At 52.2% G+C, this 20,994-nt stretch carries 22 protein-coding genes; 17 read left to right on the forward strand and 5 right to left on the reverse strand.

What is annotated here, in order from left to right:
• The first annotated feature begins 18 nt into the window (after window positions 1-18).
• The gene (locus ACFQPC_RS12330; RefSeq protein WP_382272237.1) at window positions 19-249 is read left to right on the forward strand and encodes a formate dehydrogenase subunit delta; all 231 of its coding nucleotides are present in this window, start codon (window positions 19-21) and stop codon (window positions 247-249) included.
• Window positions 250-348: 99 nt separating this feature from the next.
• A complete protein-coding gene (locus ACFQPC_RS12335; protein ID WP_382272238.1) occupies window positions 349-1,161 on the forward strand; it encodes an ABC transporter substrate-binding protein in 813 nt (270 codons plus the stop codon).
• Window positions 1,162-1,258: 97 nt separating this feature from the next.
• Here the strand turns inward: ACFQPC_RS12335 and ACFQPC_RS12340 are convergent, their stop codons facing one another.
• The 3 genes from ACFQPC_RS12340 to ACFQPC_RS12350 all read right to left on the reverse strand — a co-directional run bounded on the left by ACFQPC_RS12340 (window position 1,259) and on the right by ACFQPC_RS12350 (window position 2,736).
• Entirely contained in the window at window positions 1,259-1,441 is a 183-nt protein-coding gene (locus ACFQPC_RS12340) for a hypothetical protein (protein WP_382272239.1), read from the reverse strand.
• A gap of 543 nt (window positions 1,442-1,984) precedes the next feature.
• Window positions 1,985-2,227 (reverse strand): hypothetical protein, encoded by a 243-nt coding sequence (locus ACFQPC_RS12345; RefSeq protein ID WP_382272240.1) that lies wholly within the window; start codon window positions 2,225-2,227, stop codon window positions 1,985-1,987.
• A 20-nt stretch (window positions 2,228-2,247) separates the two neighbouring features.
• On the reverse strand, window positions 2,248-2,736 hold the full coding sequence (locus tag ACFQPC_RS12350) for a hypothetical protein (RefSeq protein WP_382272241.1): 489 nt from the start codon (window positions 2,734-2,736) through the stop codon (window positions 2,248-2,250).
• Between the two features lie 153 nt (window positions 2,737-2,889).
• Here ACFQPC_RS12350 and ACFQPC_RS12355 point away from each other — a divergent pair, with 153 nt between their 5' ends.
• On the forward strand, window positions 2,890-3,849 hold the full coding sequence (locus ACFQPC_RS12355; protein WP_012081482.1) for a LysR family transcriptional regulator: 960 nt from the start codon (window positions 2,890-2,892) through the stop codon (window positions 3,847-3,849).
• A 29-nt stretch (window positions 3,850-3,878) separates the two neighbouring features.
• Here the strand turns inward: ACFQPC_RS12355 and ACFQPC_RS12360 are convergent, their stop codons facing one another.
• Together ACFQPC_RS12360 and ACFQPC_RS12365 are read right to left on the reverse strand one after the other, a co-directional pair.
• Window positions 3,879-4,496: a type 1 glutamine amidotransferase gene (locus ACFQPC_RS12360; protein ID WP_382272242.1), complete on the reverse strand. Its 618-nt coding sequence runs from the start codon at window positions 4,494-4,496 to the stop codon at window positions 3,879-3,881.
• A gap of 182 nt (window positions 4,497-4,678) precedes the next feature.
• Entirely contained in the window at window positions 4,679-5,530 is an 852-nt protein-coding gene (locus ACFQPC_RS12365) for a class I SAM-dependent methyltransferase (RefSeq protein ID WP_382272243.1), read from the reverse strand.
• 73 nt (window positions 5,531-5,603) lie between these two features.
• On the opposite strand from ACFQPC_RS12365, the gene ACFQPC_RS12370 reads away from it, so the two are divergent.
• The 14 genes from ACFQPC_RS12370 (at window position 5,604) to ACFQPC_RS12435 (ending at window position 20,994) form a co-directional block, all read left to right on the forward strand.
• The gene (locus ACFQPC_RS12370; protein WP_382272244.1) at window positions 5,604-6,041 is read left to right on the forward strand and encodes a helix-turn-helix domain-containing protein; all 438 of its coding nucleotides are present in this window, start codon (window positions 5,604-5,606) and stop codon (window positions 6,039-6,041) included.
• A gap of 193 nt (window positions 6,042-6,234) precedes the next feature.
• Window positions 6,235-8,262, forward strand: coding sequence for an AsmA family protein (locus ACFQPC_RS12375; RefSeq protein ID WP_382272245.1), 2,028 nt, complete (start codon window positions 6,235-6,237; stop codon window positions 8,260-8,262).
• A 1,140-nt stretch (window positions 8,263-9,402) separates the two neighbouring features.
• The gene (locus tag ACFQPC_RS12380) at window positions 9,403-10,920 is read left to right on the forward strand and encodes a CoA-acylating methylmalonate-semialdehyde dehydrogenase (protein ID WP_382272246.1); all 1,518 of its coding nucleotides are present in this window, start codon (window positions 9,403-9,405) and stop codon (window positions 10,918-10,920) included.
• A 167-nt stretch (window positions 10,921-11,087) separates the two neighbouring features.
• Window positions 11,088-12,704 (forward strand): GMC family oxidoreductase, encoded by a 1,617-nt coding sequence (locus ACFQPC_RS12385; RefSeq protein WP_382272247.1) that lies wholly within the window; start codon window positions 11,088-11,090, stop codon window positions 12,702-12,704.
• Between the two features lie 61 nt (window positions 12,705-12,765).
• Window positions 12,766-13,527 carry a sulfite exporter TauE/SafE family protein gene (locus ACFQPC_RS12390; protein WP_382272248.1) on the forward strand — a complete coding sequence of 254 codons (762 nt, stop codon included), beginning with the start codon at window positions 12,766-12,768 and terminating at the stop codon, window positions 13,525-13,527.
• A 152-nt stretch (window positions 13,528-13,679) separates the two neighbouring features.
• A complete protein-coding gene (gene mnmG / locus ACFQPC_RS12395; protein WP_382272249.1) occupies window positions 13,680-15,617 on the forward strand; it encodes a tRNA uridine-5-carboxymethylaminomethyl(34) synthesis enzyme MnmG in 1,938 nt (645 codons plus the stop codon).
• Window positions 15,614-16,276: a 16S rRNA (guanine(527)-N(7))-methyltransferase RsmG gene (gene rsmG, locus ACFQPC_RS12400; RefSeq protein ID WP_382272250.1), complete on the forward strand. Its 663-nt coding sequence runs from the start codon at window positions 15,614-15,616 to the stop codon at window positions 16,274-16,276. The genes mnmG and rsmG overlap by 4 nt, the downstream gene beginning before the upstream one ends.
• Complete coding sequence (locus ACFQPC_RS12405) at window positions 16,273-16,821, forward strand: lipocalin family protein (protein ID WP_382272251.1); 549 nt, start codon at window positions 16,273-16,275, stop codon at window positions 16,819-16,821. The genes rsmG and ACFQPC_RS12405 overlap by 4 nt, the downstream gene beginning before the upstream one ends.
• A 65-nt stretch (window positions 16,822-16,886) precedes the next feature.
• Window positions 16,887-17,657 (forward strand): ParA family protein, encoded by a 771-nt coding sequence (locus ACFQPC_RS12410; protein WP_012081471.1) that lies wholly within the window; start codon window positions 16,887-16,889, stop codon window positions 17,655-17,657.
• 66 nt (window positions 17,658-17,723) lie between these two features.
• Entirely contained in the window at window positions 17,724-18,623 is a 900-nt protein-coding gene (locus ACFQPC_RS12415) for a ParB/RepB/Spo0J family partition protein (protein WP_382272252.1), read from the forward strand.
• Window positions 18,624-18,966: 343 nt separating this feature from the next.
• Window positions 18,967-19,305 (forward strand): ATP synthase subunit I, encoded by a 339-nt coding sequence (locus ACFQPC_RS12420; RefSeq protein WP_012081469.1) that lies wholly within the window; start codon window positions 18,967-18,969, stop codon window positions 19,303-19,305.
• A 1-nt stretch (window position 19,306) separates the two neighbouring features.
• Window positions 19,307-20,128, forward strand: a complete 822-nt coding sequence (atpB, locus tag ACFQPC_RS12425) for a F0F1 ATP synthase subunit A (RefSeq protein ID WP_012081468.1) — start codon at window positions 19,307-19,309, stop codon at window positions 20,126-20,128.
• 81 nt (window positions 20,129-20,209) lie between these two features.
• A complete protein-coding gene (atpE, locus tag ACFQPC_RS12430; RefSeq protein ID WP_011872763.1) occupies window positions 20,210-20,455 on the forward strand; it encodes a F0F1 ATP synthase subunit C in 246 nt (81 codons plus the stop codon).
• Between the two features lie 68 nt (window positions 20,456-20,523).
• Window positions 20,524-20,994 carry a F0F1 ATP synthase subunit B gene (locus tag ACFQPC_RS12435; protein ID WP_012081467.1) on the forward strand — a complete coding sequence of 157 codons (471 nt, stop codon included), beginning with the start codon at window positions 20,524-20,526 and terminating at the stop codon, window positions 20,992-20,994.

Here is a 20,994-nt window from a genome sequence, read left to right on the forward strand (position 1 = left end):
AAATTAAGGAAGAGCAGAATGAGCGGTAGCACATTAGATAATCTCATCAAGATGGCGAACCAGATCGGCGACTTTTTTGAAACCATGAGAGACCGTAACAAGTCCCTGGAAGAAATCGCCGGCCATCTGAAACGGTCGTGGGATCCACGTATGCGTCGCGCATTGATGGAACATGTAGACCAACACAATGGTGAAGGCTTGAAGCCTATCGTACTGGATGCAGTACGTACCCACAAAATGCTGAACTGATTCCTATCGGGTTGTCCTGACAGCCCAATACGATTACCATGGCTGCGCTACCCTTTGGGCTCGCAGCCATTTTCATTTATAACACCTACAGGAGAAACCATGTCACGTCGCCCACTATTGCGTTTTGCCGCTGTTGTTCTGGCATCTGCATTCGTCGCGCCATTCGGCTTCGCACAACAAATCATCAAACTCTCGACCACCACCAGTACCGATAATTCGGGCCTGCTGCCTTATCTGTTGCCGGAGTTTGAAGCCAAGACCAATTCCAAGGTGCATGTGATCTCGGTTGGCACCGGGAAGGCACTGGAACTGGCCAAGAACGGCGACGTCGATGTGACGCTGGTACATGCACGTTCCGCGGAAGATAAATTCGTTGCAGAAGGCCACGGCGTTGATCGCCGTGACGTCATGTACAACGACTTCATCATCGTCGGCCCTGTCAGCGATCCGGCCGGCATCAAAGGCAGCAAGGATGTATTGGCATCGATGAAGAAGATCGTCGACAGCAAAGCCAAATTCATTTCACGCGGTGACAATTCCGGTACCGACGTAATGGAAAAAGCGTACTGGAAAGAGATCGGCGTCAAACCGGAGGGCAGCGCTTATGTTTCCGCTGGCCTCGGTATGGGTGAAGTACTGACGATGGCTGGCGAGCTGCAAGCCTACACCTTGTCGGATCGTGCTACCTACGGCGCGTACAAGGCCAAGACCGGCCTGGCGATCGTCGTGCAGGGTGACAAGAAGATGTTTAATCCGTACGGCGTGATCGCAGTTAATCCGGCCAAGTACAAAGACATTAACTACAAGGGTGCGAAGCAGTTCATCGATTACCTGACCTCACCTGAAGGCCAAAAGAAAATCGCTGCTTTCAAGGTTGACGGTGAACAGGTTTTCTTCCCATCGGCCAAGTAAGAAGAATGCATTACGCATGGAACCATGCGTAATGCGCAAGACTCTGTAGCTGACGGGTCTGCATAAAACAAAAGCGCGGAATTCCGCGCTTTTTTATTTACAGCTGTTCAAACAAGTCGTCGCTGGCGGTCTTCAATTCTTTCGCCTCTTCCAGCATCCTGCGGTGTTCTATGCGCTTGCGCATGATGTCGGCATGCTGCTTGGCCGTCATCGGCGGCGTTGTCATCAAATCCTTCAACAAAGCGATATTGGAATAGTTGTTTTTGATCAGACGGCCCAAGTTGCTTGACTCCGTAATTAAGTATCAACATCACTGCACTATCGGAACTGAAGCAGACCAGATAGATGATGTGTAAAACGATTACCTTGCTGTATTTTGCACGAAATTAGCTTCTTTATCATGACATCGGAAAAAATAGCCGATTTAAACAACAGTCATGCTTTAGCGCTATGCTTTGCTACAGACGAAAAAAATCCCGCCGAGCTTGGGGCTCGCGGGACCATGGGTACTTCCTTGAGAGGGAAGAGAGACTTAGAACTCATTTCACCCATATGCGTGAGATGCGTTCTTACCAAAAGCGGTGCTGGCAAGGCGTGCGACGCGTCGCATAGTGGCCTATGCGCAAGGAGCACAACGCGGCCAGCGCCGTTTTTGGTAAGAACCCGAAGGGAACGGGCTATTTGGACGTATTGCTGCGTTGCGCCGCTTGCCAAGGGGACCACCCTTGGCGGCGCGACACGCCTTGCACTACCTCCCAAATAACCGCGTTCGCACTCGCGCATATGGGTGAAATGAGTTCGATAAAAGCGTTTACCGAAACGATCATCCTTGTGGGCTGACCGCTTCGGTATCGGCGTTAAAACTTTTCCGGATGCGCGCAATTCGTGGTCGCAACGCCCGGGTGATGAGAACTGCGGCAAAGCTGCCACCGCCATTCAGCACCACGCCAGATAACAGCGCTTGTACTGCAGGTGACCAACGTAATGCGTGTACGACGTAACTGGCATAAACGTTGCATGCTACCAGTCGCATTAAATTGATCAGATATATTTGATTACCGTTCAACTAAAACTCGAGCTCAGGCGTTAAGCGTAAGCAGCTTGCATACGCAGCTTGGCTGCCAGTTCAGGTTGAGTCTGGGCAATCTGGTTCGCTTTGCGGTTCAGTGCAAATGCGGTTTGAACCGGTGCTTGTGCCGGCACTGCAACGCGCTTGCTGATGCGTTGTGGTGCAGAGTAAGCAGCACGCATACGCAGTTCCGCAGCCAGGGCAGGTTGCGTTTGTGCGATCTGGTTCGCTTTACGATTCAAGGCAAATGCAGTTTGTACCGGGCTTGCTACAGCAACAGCACTTTTCTTCGCGACCGCAACCGATGCGCTAGGTGTGATTGCCAGCAAAACCGTACGCAGCAGCGACAGGGTCAGTGGTTTGAACAGTACTGCCAGCGCCACCACAGCGGCTACCGCGATAATCGCAGGGCGGGCCGGGGTGTAAGCAAGGCCGATTGCAGCCAAAACAGCAGGAACGGCGATCAGCGCCGGGTTCGTGTATGAGTTATTCGATAAAGTTGACATGATGGTTTCCTTTTTTCTCTAATAGTCCTTGTTGTTGCATTGCAGTATAGGTAGGATAGAGATATAAATCTAATTTCAATTTAGGATACCAGTCATCGTTTTCGTGAATATGTCTGCCGGACTCCTGATTGAGCTAATTTTGGTAAAAATAATATGAGTTTTCTGACCCTCGACCTGAACCTCTTGCGCGTCTTTGACGCTGTCATGACGGAGCAAAACCTGACCCGCGCCGCCAATTTGTTGGCAATGACGCAACCTGCGGTCTCCAACGCCTTGCGCCGCTTGCGCGATACCCTGGGCGACGAGCTGGTGATCCGCACCGCACACGGTGTCAAGCCGACGTCGCGGGCCGAAGAGCTATGGCCGGTGGTGCGTCGCGCCCTGTCTGACCTGGAAGCCGCAGTCACGCCCGATACATTTGATGTATCCCGTGCCAACACAACTTTCCGCATGGCAATGGCTGACGCCACCGCCGCCTTATGGTTGCCCTTCCTGGTGAGGGCGATCGAAAAGGACGCGCCGGGCTTGAATGTACGCATGGTGCCGCTGACGACGCGCGAACCACGACCTATGCTGTTGCGCGGCGATATCGACCTGGCAATCGGCTTTTTCCCGGGCGTTGCGGCGCAATTGGCCAGCGGTCAGAACACTGCCGTTTCGCAGATCCGCCATGAACGCCTATATACCGGTGAATATGTCTGCGTGATGCGAAAAAACCATCCTTTGGCCAAAGTCGAACTGACACTGGACAATTATTGTGCGGCGCATCATTTATTGGTGAGTTTTTCCGGCCGGGCGAAAGGTTTAATGGATGAGGCGCTGACCAACCTCGGTCGTGAACGCCGCATCCTGCTCACCGTGAATCAATTCTTCACCGCCGGCCGCGTCGTCGCCAGTTCCGACCTGATCACAGTCTTGCCGCGCCATCTCATTGCTTCCACCGGTATGGCGGAAGCATTGATTGCCAAGGATTTGCCATTTGAATTGCCGGACGTACACGTCGACATGCTGTGGCACGAACGGGATGCGCGTAATCCTGCGCATAAATGGCTGCGTGAACAATTGAGCGCCAGCACCGAAGAAGGCATAGGACGCGTCAAAAAGCGGCGTTAAACCGCCACCACCACCTGCTTGAACTGGGTTTAGTCTATATCGCAGACCAGGTATTCAAGGATGGAAGCCATCAAGGCATTGATTTCCACATAGTTGCTCGGGCTGGCATTGCGCAAGGCCGCTTCGCTTTCAATATAGCGTTGCGGAACCAGTTCTTCGCCACAATGCCGGATGATGGCATCCGCACTTTCAGGCGTGGTTTCCAGATGGAATTGCAAACCGATGACGCGGGTCCCGACCTGGAAGGCCTGGTTGCGACACGCGGCACTACTGGCCAGGTGGATTGCACCTTCCGGTAAGTCAAAGGTTTCGCCATGCCAGTGGAACACATCAACGCTGGCAGGGAAGGCCAGTGCATCCAGCATCGCCGGCTCCGCCACAATCGGGAACCAGCCTATCTCTTTCTGTGCCGCCGGATAAACCTTCGCGCCCAGCGCATTTGCTATCAGCTGTGAACCGAGGCAAATTCCGAGTACTGCCTTGTGGCTGGCAATCGCCTCCGCGATAAAGAACTTCTCGGCGCGCAACCACGGCAATTCTTCTTCATCGTTCACACTCATCGGCCCACCAAGCGCAATGATCAGGTCTATCCCATCCAGGGGTGGGAAGCTCGCGGACTCGAACAAACGCGTGTAGCTGATGCTCATGTTGCGCTGCTGCAGCCATTCTTCTATGCTGCCCAGGCCTTCAAATGGAACATGTTGTAGAACGTGTACGTGCATACCGTGACCAATGTGTGGGTTGATCGGAGAGACGCGGTAATGAAGCCATGCGCATCATTGGACAAGGACTTTAACATGCGTTTGATTTTCGTTCTTGCGACGCGCCTTTATTGCGCATGGGCAGTCACTTTCCAGCAAGCAGCTGTAAATATCACTTGATCCCCAAGCACATAAGATTCAAAGGCATCGCGCACAGTCTCGATCACCCGCTTGCGCGTCACTTCATCTTGCTGCGGCAGAATACGGCCGACCGGTCCCATACGACTCAGGTACAAAAGTAAATCCTGCTCTGCGAAAGAACAAACGATATCGATAGCTTCTATCCTGATTTTGCTCCAGCCGCCCTGTAGCAGGATATCAAGGATGCGCTCCTGATCCGCAAAGGCAAACTGACCCGGCTCGTCCTGTGCGCGTTCAGGGAGTTGTGGCAACAACGGCCTGGCGGCACGTTCCGCAGCCATCATGAATGGATTTTCATCCGCGCTGCGCCACGCGATGAATTTGCACTCTGCCTGATCATTTGCCGCATGCCTCAGGTTTTTAAACGCGGCAATAGGGTCATCAAAAAACATCACGCCAAAGCGCGAAATAATCAAATCAAAACTTGCAGGTGCAAACACATACGTTTGTGCATCAGCGCATATAAAACGCGTCGCCAAAGTTTGTGCCTGCGCAGCTGCTTCAGCTGCTGCAATCATCTGCCGTGAAATATCAAGGCCGACACATAAGCTGTTTGCTCCCAGTTGTCGCGATAACGCCAGAGTAGTGCCGCCGGTACCGCAACCGACATCCAATACCTTTTTTACAGCCTGGCCTGGGTGGCAAACATCCTCAAGCAATAAGCTTTCAATCGGTTTAAACATGTGCTCGACCAATTGCTGTGTCTCAACCCATGCGCTGCCGGCATCACCGTTCCAGATATTTTTTTGTTCGTTAGCGCTATTTGATTCGGCGTTCATGTTGATGTCCTTTCATTAGCTCGCAAGACGCGGAAATGATATCGTGCAACTTAAAGTCAACTTGAGGTCAAGCATGGCAAGACTCGATATCGCTGAAGTCGCCGCACAAGCAGGCGTGCCGGCATCAACTTTGCGCTTTTATGAAGAAAAAGGTTTGATCGCTTCGATCGGTCGCAGTGGCTTGCGCCGCGTTTTCGACTCGACCGTATTGGAGCGCCTGGCTTTGATAGCGCTGGGACGTGCCGCAGGCTTCGCCCTGGATGAAATCGCACTTATGTTCAAGCCGCAAGGCAAACTGGCGATAGATAGAAAGATGCTCGTCAACAAGGCTGATGAACTGGATCACACCATACAACAACTGTCTGCCATGCGCGACGGATTGCGGTATGCCGCCAAATGTTCCGCTCCCAGCCATATGGAATGCCCGACTTTTCGCAAGATCCTGCGCGCGGCCGCTTTGGGTGTAATCGGTGAAAAGAAACAGGCTCCTGTCCGCGTCAGGAAAAAATAGTCTTGCAAAAACGGCCTCGCCTGGATTTCTGCAATGCAATTCTTATCGCAATTGCTGCCGAAGTCCGTGCGGTAACCCACCGCACAACTTGCCCGATAGGCGCACACTGGATATTTCTTCCCGGAATATCTTATTGAACTCGCAAGTTATCGAGGGGTCGTATTAATTCGTTGTCTACTATTTGAGTCCTCCTATGTCTCGTACAAGAAAAATAATGATGTGGAGCGCCATCGTATCTGCCGCGCTATTACTGGTCTGTGTGCTCTTCCTGTTGATGTTTGACTGGAACCGGGCCAAACCGTGGCTCAATGAACGTGTCAGCGAAGCAACCGGCCGCCGCTTTGCCATTAATGGCGATTTGATCCTGACCTGGCAACGCGCAGAACCTGCCACCGGCACCTGGCGCGACTGGATACCGGCACCGCGCCTGAGTGCGCATGACGTTACGCTCGGTAATCCTGAATGGGCGAAAGCAGACAGCAATATGGCGGAGATTGGCCATATCACTTTCTCCGTCAATCCTTTACCGCTGCTGAATAAAACCATCGTCATTCCATCGCTACAACTGGATGACCCCAATCTTGCCTTGCGACGGATAAGCAAGGGCAAGGATAACTGGACCTTCAAGCAAAGCGAGCCTTCCGCGTGGACGCTGGATCTGCAACGCCTGTATTTTTATCGCGGTGAAATTACACTGAAGGATGAAGTCGAACATATCGATGCGAAGGCAAACATCGATACGCTTGAGCCTACAGCCGTCAACGACTTTGTAATGGGTTGGAAAATTTCCGGGACGTTCAACGGTGCACGCATCACCGGTGACGGCAAAGCCGGTGCCTTGCTGGCTTTGAAAAATGTGGATAAACCGTTCCCGCTCGAAGCGAAATTGAATGTCGGTAAAACCTCGATACGCGTCAACGGTACGGTTACCAAACCCCAGGAATTGGCCGCCATCGATATGCGCCTGCATCTGTCAGGCGCCAGCATGGCCGACCTGTATCCACTGACCGGCATCACACTGCCAAAAACACCTGAATTCTCGACCGAAGGCCATTTGATCGGCGTCACCAATAAAGCCGGTGGCAAGTGGGCCTATGAAAAATTCAAAGGCAAGGTGGGCGATAGCGATATCGCCGGCACCCTGGTGTATGAAGCCAAGCAACCACGTCCACTTTTATCAGGCACGGTGGTTTCCAACTTGCTGCAATTAAGCGATCTCGGTCCGGTGATTGGTGCTGATTCAAATGAGAGTAAAAAAGAACGTGGCGTCGCGGCAAATCAGCCTGCGGATAAAGTCTTGCCGGTAGAAAAATTCACCACTGAACGTTGGGGCAGCATCGATGCCGATGTGCAAATCATCGGCCACAAAATCGTGCATAGCGCATCGCTGCCTATCGAAAACCTCGATACGCATTTGAAGCTGCAAGATAGTGTCGTTACCTTATCGCCACTGAAATTCGGTGTTGCCGGCGGTACCCTGATAGGCGATATCAAACTGGATGGTCGTAACAATGTGATCAAGGCTGAAGCAAAAGTCTCGGCCCGTCATTTGAAACTGAAGCAGCTATTCCCGACTTTCCAGCCTATGCAAGCCAGTTTTGGTGAAGTCAATGGTGATACTTCCTTATCCGGTACCGGTAATTCAATCGCAAGCCTGCTCGCAACATCCAACGGTGAAATCAAATCGCTGATCAATGAAGGCACCATCAGCAAACTCTTGCTGGAGCAAATCGGTTTGAATATCGGCAATATCGTGATTTCCAAATTGTTTGGCGATAAACAAGTCAAACTGAATTGCATGGCGACGGATCTGTCTGTCACCAACGGCCTGGTACAAACTCGCACCTTCATTGTCGATACCGATGATGCAGTGATGTATATCACCGGCACGGTCGATCTGGCGAAAGAGCAATTGAACCTGACCATCAAACCGGAAACGAAGGGCTTGCGCATAGTTTCCCTGCGCGCGCCTATCTACGTGACCGGTGAGTTCGCCAAGCCCAAGGTCGGGGTGGATACCGGTGTACTGGCATTGAAAGCGGGTAGTGCGGTGGCACTGGCGGTAGTTGCCCCTGTAACGGCCTTGCTGCCATTGATCAATGTCGGCAATCCGGAGGAAAACAAGTGCACCAGCTTGTTGAAGGAAGCGCGCGGCAAACCTGTCGCGCCGCCACCTGGCAAAACATATAAAGCCAAAACACCTGCCAAGGCACAACCTTAAGCGCTTATCCCCGATTGCCTGTAAACCAGCACGGGGCAAGGAATATGTTGTGCATAAAGCCCTGCAGAAGCGGTGGATAGCTTGTGGATAATCCTGTGGAAAAGGAGGGCTGCATTTTTATCCAACATCTATCCTAGCCAAGTACACCGTTTATGCAGGCTTTATCCAAATTCCAAGTATTTGATTTCAATCAGGCTTTAGTACTTATCCACAGAAAAGTGCCTGTGTTAACTATTACTACTAAACATATATATAAACAATTAACTTAAAACCAGAATCGCGTTTTCTTCTTGAAATTCAAAAAACCAAAGTCAAAAGCCTGGTTAAAAACCAACCAAACATCTACTTTCAGTTCTGGCTTCCTCTCTGCAATAAGAAATTGTCCGTATGCCTTGGTTTTTTCTTTTGTACAGCAGCTACTTCATTCTGATTCTCTTCGTCCCGGTCTTTTTAAAGACAGTTTCTCCTGCTCATAGGAAAACGTAAGTAAATTTCCCCCTGTTTGCCCACTTGTCTTGTTTTTGCAGATCAAATTTTTCTGCTCAATCAAAATTTTTTGCTCCATTCCTTGCTTCAATAAGATCCTGGTCTTCATTTGATGGGCTTGTAGCTGCCATCCTTGGCATTTACAACTGATCGTGACGGGGAAGGGACGTGATTTGACTTAAAAATCGCTGCAGGGCCTTTAAAACCATTTTTGCCTTCATTTTTTATAAACAGTTGTAATCAAAGAAGTCTCGATCGACAGGATGAGTTTGTTTTGGATGTAAGCAATGATTTGCAAAGAGGCTGTTGCTTTTGGTTTTTAAGGTTTGGGGTTTAAAAAGAGGGTTTCCGGTTTTAAGTTAATTGTTTATATATATGTTTAGTAGTAATAGTTAACGCAGGCGCTTTTCTGTGGATAAGTACCAAAGCCTGATTCAAATCAAACACTTGGAATTTGGATAAAGCCTGCATAAACGGTGTACTTGGCAGGGATAGATGTTGGATAAAAATGCAGCCTTCCTTTTCCACAGGATTATCCACAAGCTATCCACCGCTTCTGCAGGGCTTTATGCACAGCGTTTTTCTCTTATTGCCATGTTAATCTTGAGCGGATTACTAGCCGGCATGATGAAACCCTATTAGAAGGAAGAGCTGATGACGACGAGCGCCACGATCAAGCATTACATCAATGGTCGCCTGACAGATACCGCAGGTGGCAGGCAACAGGATGTATTTAATCCGGCTACTGGTGAAGCAAGTGCGCAAGTCGTACTGGCCAGCGATGCAGATGTACAGGCAGTGGTGGCAACGGCAAAAGCGGCGGCGCCGGCATGGGCCGATACCGCTCCCCTGAAACGTGCGCGCATCCTCTTCAAATTCAAGGACCTGATTGAAAAACATCATGATGACCTAGCAGCCGCTATCACCCGTGAACACGGGAAAGTCTTTTCCGATGCGAAGGGCGAGGTGACGCGTGGGCTGGAAGTGGTTGAATTTGCCTGCGGCGTGCCACAACTGCTGAAAACCCAATTTACCGACAATATCGGCGGCGGGATCGACAACTGGAATTTGCGCCAGCCGCTGGGTGTAACGGCCGGTATTACCCCTTTCAATTTCCCCTTCATGGTACCGATGTGGATGGCACCGGTCGCATTGGCAACGGGTAATACATTCATCCTCAAACCGTCTGAGCGCGATCCGTCACCCTCGTTGATGGTAGCCGAGCTGTTACAGCAAGCGGGCCTGCCTGACGGCGTTTTCAACGTCCTGCAGGGCGATAAGCTGGCCGTTGATGGCTTGCTGCAGCATCCGGATGTGAAAGCGGTATCTTTTGTTGGTTCTACCCCGATTGCTGAATACATCTATGCCACCGGTGCCGCACGCAAAGGCGGCAGTTATCCGTTGCGGGTACAAGCATTGGGCGGTGCCAAAAACCATCTGGTCGTCATGCCGGATGCCAACCTGGAACAGGCGGTTGATGCCTTGATCGGTGCCGCTTATGGTTCAGCCGGCGAACGCTGTATGGCAATTTCAGTTGCGGTCGCAGTCGGTGACGTTGCGGACAAACTGGTCGCTGCATTGATTCCGCGGGTCAAATCGCTGAAGGTAAAGAATGGCATGGAAGCCGATGCTGAAATGGGACCGGTTGTCAGCGCCGCGCATAAAGCCAAAATCGAAGGCTATATAGATGCTGGCGTAAAAGCAGGTGCCAAGTTGCTGGTCGATGGCCGCGGCTTGAAAGTAGCCGGGCATGACCAAGGATTTTTCCTTGGCGGTTGTCTGTTTGATCATGTCACACCTGAGATGACAATTTATCAAGAAGAAATATTCGGACCGGTGCTTTGTGTATTGCGTGTCCCGAATTTTGCCGCTGCACTTGAGCTGATTAACCAGCATGAGTTTGGTAACGGGGTTTCGCTGTTCACTTCTGACGGTAATACCGCACGCGAATTTTCACGACGTGTTGAAGTCGGCATGGTCGGTATTAATGTTCCTATCCCGGTACCTATGGCCTGGCATTCATTCGGCGGCTGGAAGCGCTCGATGTTTGGCGATACCCATGCGTATGGGGAAGAGGGCATCAAGTTTTACACCCGTTATAAATCCATCATGCAGCGCTGGCCGGAATCGATAGGGAAAGGCGCGGAATTCGCAATGCCTACCAGTAAGTAATATGTGCTGCCTTTGCTTATGTATGCTTCCTGGCGCTTGAATAAATCCAAATAAAACCAAGCGCAATAAAATTCAGCAAGTCCGTTTATCCATTGTCAGTCGACTGTAAGTACTGTCGGTGATGATGGCGTTTATCCAACGCAACTTCAACACTACTGATTGAGACTATGGCCGAATCTGCAGGGAAGTACGATTACATTATCGTTGGAGCCGGCACTGCCGGCTGCGTATTAGCCAACCGACTGACACAGGATAAAGGCGTGTCAGTATTGTTAATAGAAGCAGGGGCGAAGGACGACTATATCTGGGTGCACATTCCCCTGGGTTTTCGCCACATGATAGATAACCCACGTACCGACTGGCGGTATCGCACGCAACCGGAAGCCGGCTTGAATGGACGCAGCCTGCTTTATCCGAGTGGCAAAATCCTTGGCGGCTCTTCCTCCGTCAACGGCATGATTTACCAGCGCGGCCAATCGCAAGACTACGATAACTGGGCTGACCTGACCGGTGACATGAGCTGGCGCTGGGAACAAGTCTTGCCGCTATTCCGCAAAACCGAAGACCATGCAGAAGGCGCAGATACCTGGCATGGTGTTGGTGGCGACTGGCATATCGAAAAACAAAAGACTTCATGGAAGATACTGGATGCCTTCCGCGAAGCCGCAGCGCAAACCGGAATCCCAAAGATAGATGATTTCAATCGCGGTGAAGGTTGTGCTTACTTCTATATCAATCAAAAAAACGGCTTGCGCCGGAATACGGCACAAGCTTTCCTCCGCACAATTACCCGTCGCGGCAACCTGGAGATCATGACCGGGTCGCAAGTAAAGCGATTGATCATCGAAGATACCGAGCAGGGCAAAGTATGTACCGGAGTAGAATTTATTGGTGGTGGTAAGGAATGGACTGCTGATGTTTCACGTGAAACAATCCTGACAGCCGGTACTTTTGGTAGCCCGCAAATATTGCAACGGTCCGGCATAGGCCCGACCGACTTGCTGCAGGAACATGGCATCCGGGTTTTGCAGGATCTGCCAGGTGTAGGGGAGAATGTGCAGGATCACATGCCTTTGCGCATGCGCTTCAAGATCGCCGGCGCCAAGTCACTGAATACCAGTGGTCGGGGTTACCTGGGGATGGCGGCGATGGGCCTCGAATATATCTTCAAGAAACACGGACTGGTTTCTACCGTACCGTCCCCTTTGGGAGCAATGGTGCGTTCCGATGCAGGGCAGGCCAGACCTAATCTTTCCTATCAAATCCAGCCATGGTCACAGCAGGAAGTAGGGACGGACATGGATGCTTTCCCGGCTTTCACCGTCAGCGTCAGTAATCTGAAGCCAAGTTCACGCGGTCAGGTGAGGATAGGCGCCGCGGACTTGGTGGTTGCACCGACCATCCGGATGAACTACCTCAGTACCGCAGACGACCGGAATATTGCTTCTGCTGCCATCCAATTGACGCGTAAAATTGTGGCTGCACCAGCCTTGCAGCCTTATTCACCGCAGGAAGTAAATCAGGAAACTGACCTCCATCGCCTTGTTAGCGAGATAGCGGTAGCCGGTAGTAATCCGGTCGGCAGCTGCAAAATGGGCGCAGCCGATGATGTCCAGGCTGTGGTCGATAGTGAGCTGAAAGTCAGGGGAGTGGCTGGTTTGCGGGTGGCGGATGCCTCCATCATGCCTGTCATTACAGCTGGCGATACCGGTGCGACCACCATCATGATTGCAGAAAAAGCAGCACAACTGATACGCGCATCAAGCTTAAGTACCCAAGCCTAAGCTATTGCAACCCGCCAGCCCTGGCTATGGGCAAGCGGTTTTATGAACATTTGGATCAAGCATGACTGATTATGTATTTCTGGCTGCGGCCGCATTTGTAGCCGGAATGATAGATGCAGTCGTCGGTGGTGGTGGCTTGATCCAGATTCCCGCCTTGTTTTCCGCTTTCCCGAATGCATCGATGGGTACTTTGCTAGGTACCAATAAGCTGGCCAGTGTTTGTGGTACCAGTGCGGCAGCAGTTGGATTTGCCCGTAAAGTGAAGCTGCAGTGGAGTACCGCGGCACCGGCTGCGATGGCGGCATTCGCCTTTGCTTTCCTTGGCGCTTTCACCGTGACGCAAATTCCATCGGAATTCATGCGCAAACTGCTGCCTTTCATCCTGGTTGCTGTAGCCATTTATACCTACAAAAAGAAAGACTTCGGCAGTATCCACGCACCTATGCATATAGGTTCAAAAGAGAAGTGGATCGCGATTTTGGTTGGTGCGGGGATTGGTTTCTATGATGGTTTTTTTGGTCCAGGTACCGGTAGCTTCCTGGTTTTCCTGTTTGTACGCTTCTTTGGCTTTGATTTCCTGGGGGCGTCTGCTGTCGCCAAGATAGTCAATGTCGCCTGTAATATCGCGGCGATCCTGTGGTTCGGCTATAGCGCCGAATTGTTGTGGAAGCTGGCAGCGGTGATGGCGGTATGTAATGTGCTGGGTTCCTTGTTGGGAATCCGCCTGGCGATTCGGCATGGCAGTGGTTTCGTCCGCAAGATATTCCTGGTCGTCGTATCGGCTTTGATCCTGAAGAGTATTTACGATGCTTTCCTTGCCTGAGCACGCTTAACGGGTGGCAAGCTTTTGTTTCACGTGAAACAAAACGTGGCTTAATTTACGGCTAAATTCGGCTGGCGGGGAAATTAAAGCAAAAAGACTTTATAATCTCGCCTCTGCTTAAGGTCTTACTTAAGATCTCATCGAGGCGCACCATGATCTTTCCTACCAAATTTGATGTCATCGTAGTTGGCGGCGGCCATGCCGGGACGGAGGCTGCCTTGGCTTCCGCACGCATGGGGCAATCAACCCTTTTGCTCTCGCACAATATCGAAACGCTGGGGCAAATGTCCTGTAATCCATCCATCGGTGGTATCGGCAAAGGCCATCTGGTCAAGGAAGTCGATGCGATGGGTGGTGCAATGGCGATAGCTACCGATGAAGCGGGTATCCAGTTCCGCATCCTAAACTCGTCGAAAGGGCCTGCCGTCCGCGCTACCCGCGCCCAGGCTGACCGTATCCTGTACAAACAGGCGATCCGTTCCCGTCTGGAAAACCAGCCTAATTTGTGGCTGTTCCAGCAGGCGGTCGATGATTTGCTGGTGGAAGGGGATCGTGTCGTCGGTGCAGTAACGCAAGTCGGCATTAAATTCTATGCCCGCGCAGTAGTGTTGACTGCCGGCACCTTCCTCGATGGCAAGATCCACGTTGGCTTGAATAACTACTCGGCCGGACGCGCCGGTGATCCGCCGGCCATTTCCTTGTCGGCCCGCCTGAAAGAATTGAAGCTGCCGCAAGGTCGCCTGAAAACCGGTACACCGCCACGGATAGATGGTCGCTCGATCGACTTCTCCGTAATGCAGGAACAGCCGGGTGACCTGGATCCTATCCCGGTATTCTCGGTGATGGGTTCGGTTGCCATGCATCCTAAGCAAATGCCTTGCTGGATTACGCATACCAATGAAAAAACCCATGACCTGATCCGTAGCGGACTGGATCGCAGCCCAATGTACACGGGCGTAATCGAAGGAGTGGGGCCTCGCTATTGTCCCTCCATCGAAGACAAGATCCATCGCTTTGCAGGCAAGGATTCGCACCAGATCTTCCTCGAACCGGAAGGCCTGACGACCAATGAATTTTATCCAAACGGCATCTCGACCAGTCTGCCCTTTGATATCCAGCTGGCACTGGTGCAATCGATGCGCGGCCTCGAGCATGCACATATCTTGCGCCCGGGTTATGCAATCGAATATGACTACTTTGATCCGCGCGGCTTGAAATCGACGCTGGAAACCAAGGTGATCCAGGGCTTGTTCTTCGCCGGCCAGATCAATGGCACCACCGGTTACGAAGAAGCGGCCGCACAAGGTATGTTGGCCGGTATCAATGCCGCCTTGCAAACGCAGGAACGTGATGCCTGGACTCCGCGCCGTGACGAAGCCTACCTCGGCGTCATGGTCGATGACCTGATTACCAAAGGTGTGCTTGAACCTTACCGCATGTTCACCAGCCGCGCCGAGTATCGCCTCAGCTTGCGTGAAGACAATGCCGATATGCGCCTGACCGAAATCGGGCGCCAGCTAGGTTGCGTCGGCGATGCACAATGGGCGGTGTTTGAAACCAAGCGCGAAGCTGTCGCACGCGAGCTGGAACGCTTGCGCTCGACCTGGGTCAGCCCCCGTATATTGGCTGAGGCAGAAGCTGAACGCGTGTTGGGTAAAGGCATAGAGCGTGAGTATGCGCTCGCTGACTTGTTGCGTCGCCCGAATGTCAGCTATGAAACCCTGATGAGCCTGAAGGGCGTTGACGGGCAGGATCTGGCCGGTCCTGGCGTAGCGGAAGACGCGGTACGCGAGCAAGTTGAGATCCAGTTGAAGTATGCCGGTTACATCGATCGCCAGGCCAAGGAAGTCGAGCGCCACGATTACTACGAGAATCTGAAGCTGCCACAGGAATTCGATTACATGGAAGTCAAAGGCCTGTCCTTTGAAGTGCGGCAAAAGCTGTGCAAGCACAAACCGGAAACGCTGGGCCAGGCGTCCCGCATATCGGGTGTAACGCCGGCTGCGATCTCGCTCTTGCTGGTACATCTGAAAAAAGGCGGTTTCAAGGAATTCGCTGCTTTGCCACCTACCTCTGAAGCTGCTGCATGAAGGCATTTGATCGTCCCGCATTAACCGTATTGCTCATCCAGGGCGCGCGTGACTTATCGCTGAACCTGAGCGAAGCGCAAATCAACAAGCTGATCGATTACCTGGCCCTGATGGCGAAATGGAATTCGGTTTACAACCTGACCGCGGTACGCGACCCGGTGCAGATGGTGACCCAGCATTTGCTGGATTCACTGGCAGCTGTATCAGCGTTCAGCAATGCGAAGAATGTTCTGGATGTGGGGGCAGGTGGTGGCTTGCCTGGCATCGTGCTGGCAATCTGGGCGGCGGAAGCGCACCCGGAAATGCGTATCTCGATGATAGATACCGTGCATAAGAAAACCGCTTTCCTGACGCAAGTAAAAGCCGAGCTGGGCCTGGCCAATGTCAGCGTGCATACGGCGCGCGTGGAACAATGGCAGGCGCCGCAAAAATTTGATGTGATTACTTCGCGTGCCTTCGCTGACTTGTCGGACTTCGTCAATTGGTCGGAACATTTGCTGGCAGATGGCGGACAGTACATCGCGCTCAAAGGCGTGGCACCGGATACAGAAGTAGCAGGCTTGCCGGCAGGCTGGCAAGTCAGGGAAGTGCGTGCATTGCAGGTACCAACGTTGCAGGCGGAACGTCATCTGGTCTTTATTGAAAGGACAGTGCCATGAAAAAGCTGCTGGTCGCTACCGCATTATTTGCCGCTTGCCTGAGTGCCCCATCATGGGCGCAGCAGGTGAGTACCGTCGTCAGTGTTGACCTGGCGCGCTATACCGGCAAGTGGTATGAGATCGCACGCTTTCCGAATCGCTTCCAGGATGACTGCATTGCGAATGTAACGGCACAATATGACAAGCGCGCCGATGGTGATATCGATGTCACCAATCGCTGCCTGCAGGCAGGCGGCAAGATAGATGAAGCAGTCGGGCGCGCACGCGTCGACGATAGCGGTACCAATGCAAAACTGAAAGTACGTTTTGTACCTGACTGGCTGGGCTGGATCCCTTATGTCTGGGCTGACTACTGGATCATCGATCTGGACCCGGCTTATACATTGGCGGCAGTGGGCGGTCCCACGCGTGATTACCTGTGGGTGCTGTCACGTACACCGATAGTGCCGGAAGCAGAGTATGAAGCATTGGTGAACCGCGTAACGGCGCAAGGATTTGATACGGCCAAGCTGGTCAAGACACGGCAGGATAGTGCAGGCAAGTGAAGCAGGATGCAGTAGATGTACTTTGATTGATCCAGGAATGTTTGACCACTAACTAGAACGAGAATATGGCAAAAATATTTTGCGTTGCGAATCAAAAGGGCGGGGTCGGTAAGACCACCACAGCAGTGAATCTGGCAGCAGGTCTGGCGCAACTGAATCAGCGCGTATTGCTGGTGGATCTTGATCCGCAAGGTAATGCCACGATGGGTGCAGGGATCAACAAGGCGGAGTTGCAATCATCTATCTACGAAGTCTTGCTGGGTATGGCGGATGTAGCAACGGCACGGGTGACTTCAGAGACCGGCAAGTTTGATGTCTTGCCTGCCAATCGCGAACTCGCAGGTGCGGAAGTGGAAATGGTCGAACTCGACAATCGCGAAAAGCGCCTGAAGGATGCGCTGGCCGTGGTCGATGCGGAATACGATTTCATGTTGATCGATTGTCCGCCGGCTTTATCGATGCTGACACTGAATGGTTTGTGTGCGGCGCATGGCGTCATCATTCCGATGCAGTGCGAATACTATGCACTGGAAGGTTTGTCGGACCTGGTGAATACCATCAAGAAAGTGCATGCGAAGCTGAATACCGACCTGAAGATTATTGGTTTGCTGCGCGTGATGTTCGATCCGCGCATGACTTTATCGCAGCAAGTATCGTCGCAACTGGAACAGCATTTCGGCGACAAGGTTTTCAAAACCATTATCCCGCGCAATGTGCGTCTGGCTGAAGCGCCGTCGTATGGCATGCCGGGCATTAACTTCGATCCGTCGGCCAAGGGCGCGCAAGCCTACCTGGCCTTTGGCGCAGAAATGGTTGAACGGATTAAAACGATTTAAATATGAAGCAGGCGAGGGCGCTCTTTGTGCCGGCCTGCAACGATCAAAGGATGTGAGTCAGGAATTATGGTCACGAAAAAACAAAAAGGTTTGGGTCGCGGTCTGGAAGCACTGCTGGGCGGCGCTTCCGATTTCAATGAAGCGATTGCCGCGCTACCGGGTGCGCCATCGGTCTTGCAGGTTACCGATATGCAGGCTGGTAAATACCAGCCACGGACCCGCATGGACGAAGGCGCGCTGAATGAATTGGCGGCATCGATCAAGGCGCAGGGTTTGCTGCAGGCGATCCTGGTACGCCCGATCGCATCCGGCAACGGTCGTCAACGCTATGAAATCATTGCCGGTGAACGCCGCTTCCGTGCTGCGCAACTGGCCGGCCTGACCGAAGTGCCGGTACTGGTCAAGGAAGTCGACGACGAAGCCACGGCGGCGATGGCGCTGATCGAGAATATCCAGCGCGAAGATTTGAACCCGCTGGAAGAAGCGCAAGGCATACATCGCCTGATCGCCGATTTCAATTTCACCCATGAACAGGCCGCCAACTCGGTAGGTCGTTCACGCAGCGCGGTGTCCAACCTGCTGCGTTTGCTGAACCTGGCCAAGCCTGTGCAAACCATGCTGATGGCCGGCGATATCGATATGGGCCATGCCCGTGCCTTGCTGGCGGTCGATGCGGCAACCCAGATCACGCTGGCAAACCAGGTTGTCGCCAAGCGCATGTCGGTACGCGAAGCGGAAAAACTGGTGGTGCGCTCGACGCTGGAACAAAGCGGCGGGAATAAACCGCGCGCCAACGGCAAGGAAAAATCACGCGACATTACCCGCCTGGAAGAAGAGTTGTCAGATTTGCTCGCCAGCCAGGTTGAAATCAAGCTGGGCGCCAAAAACAAAGGCCAACTGGTGGTGGATTTTGCGGATCTGGATGCACTGGACGGCATTATCGCCAAACTGCGCGTGACCGCCTGATCCGGTATTGCTACCGGCTATAGACGGCGGAACGCGGCCAGATCCTGCGCTTCCGTCGGCTAGGGCCGACGTTGTTCCGTTGCAACATCGTGTTAAATGTTCGTTAAACATCTATTTTCCATTGCGACATAGAAAGAAGCGAGTCAGAACACAAACAAATCCCTCCACACGGCTTAATTTGCAACGTAGCTACGTGTTTTTCACATAGCAAACGTTTGACGGTGGCGAAGGAAAGCCCTTATAATCCCGTGGCTTCATGGAACGCACGACTTAGTTTGTATTCACTCCAGTCCGAGTAGCCCGATCGTGAGGGTCGCCAAAGGACTGCACCATTTGGACCAGTATGCTGCCCGTCGTCCTCCTGCAACTCGCGACAACGGTAATTGCCAGCATTATTGCCGGTTTGATTGCCGGAATGCCGGCGCTTTATTCGGCGTTGCTGGGAGGGTTGTGCTGCGTGGTGCCGAATGGCTTGTTTGCGCTACGTCTATTTTCCGCTGCGCAAAAATCCGAATCCGTTAATCCGATGACTTTTTTCATCGGTGAATTTATCAAGATTGCATTGACGATCGCTTTGTTGGGTGCGGTTGTCTGGTTGTACCGCGATTTGAATTTGCTGGCGCTAGTCGCCGCGTTCGTCGTGGCACTGAAGAGTTACATAATCTTATTATTTAGGCATTAAAATGGCGACTGATCACGCAGCACCGACGGCTTCCGAGTATATCGTCCACCATCTGGGGCATTTTTCCACCAAGCACCAGGACAAGATCGTTGATTTTTCGATCATCAATATGGACACGATTTTCTGGTCCATATTTGCAGGTGTTGTTGGTTGTTTGTTCATGTACCTGGCAGCACGTAAAGCGACTTCCGGCGTGCCGGGTCGTTTCCAGGCTGCGGTTGAAATGATCGTTGAAATGGTTGATAACCAGGCCAAATCGATCGTCCACGGTGACCGTACTTTCATCGCGCCACTGGCATTGACCGTATTCGTCTGGGTTGCCCTGATGAACTCGCTGGATTTCCTGCCAGTCGACATGTTCTCCGCATTTTTCCACGCTGTCGGCCTCGATAGCCTGATTACCCATCACCGCGTTGTTCCTACTGCCGACCTGAACGGCACCATGGGTATCGCACTCGGCGTATTCGCGCTGATGATCTTCTACAACATCAAAATCAAAGGCGCCGGCGGCTTCGTCCACGAACTGTTCGCTGCACCGTTTGGTATCTGGCTTGCGCCGTTCAACCTGTTGTTGAACATGATCGAATTCGCAGCGAAAACCGTCTCCCTGGCGATGCGGTTGTTCGGCAACATGTATGCCGGCGAATTGTTGTTCCTGTTGATCGCATTGCTGGGTTCGACCGCTACCGCGTTCGGTTTCTTCGGCCATGTGGTAGCAGGTACATTGTGGGCAATTTTCCATATCCTGATTGTCTTCTTGCAAGCGTTCATTTTCATGATGCTGACTCTGGTGTATATCGGCCAGGCACATGAATCGCATTGATGGATGTAGGTATTAAGTATTTAAGCTTTTTGGTTTTTTGATTTAACTTTTTGTATTAACTTTAACTTTGAAGGAATTGTTATGACTGACCTCTCATTTGTTGCGCTGGCTTGTGGTTTGATTATTGGTCTGGGTGCTATCGGCGCTTGTATCGGTATCGCTATCATGGGTGGCAAATACCTTGAGGCTTCTGCTCGTCAACCAGAATTGATGAACACATTGCAAACCAAAATGTTCCTGTTGGCTGGTCTGATCGATGCTGCGTTCCTGATTGGTGTTGGTATCGCTATGTTGTTCGCATTCGCAAACCCGTTCATCGCTAAGTAATTCGGTCACTGTACCGGTTCTCACGCTGAAGATATTTTCGGCACACGATACTTAGAGAAGGAATTACCATGAACTTAAATGCAACTTTGATTGCGCAGTTCGTGGTCTTCTTCATCCTGGCAGGCTTCACGATGAAATTCGTGTGGCCGCCATTGATGAATGCGCTCGATGAGCGCGCCAAGAAGATCGCGGATGGTTTGGCAGCAGCCGAACGTGGCAAGTCTGATCTGGCTGTCGCTGAAAAGCGCGCCCAGGCAGAACTCGCTTCCGCGCAAGAAGCAGGTCAAAAGCGTATCAGCGATGCTGAGAAGCGCGGCCAAAGCATTATTGAAGAAGCCAAGAAAACTGCCGCTGAAGAAGCTGCACGCATCCTGGCCGCTGCTAAAGCAGATGCAGATCAGCAAGTTACCCAGGTTCGCGAAGCATTGCGTGACCAGGTCGCTACCCTGGCAGTTAAGGGCGCTGAGCAAATCCTGAAGCGCGAAGTCAATGCTACTGTCCACGCCGATCTGTTGAACCAACTGAAAGCCGAGCTGTAA

Origin of the sequence: Herminiimonas glaciei (assembly GCF_042664955.1) — a bacterium.
GTDB lineage: Bacteria > Pseudomonadota > Gammaproteobacteria > Burkholderiales > Burkholderiaceae_D > Oxalicibacterium > Oxalicibacterium glaciei.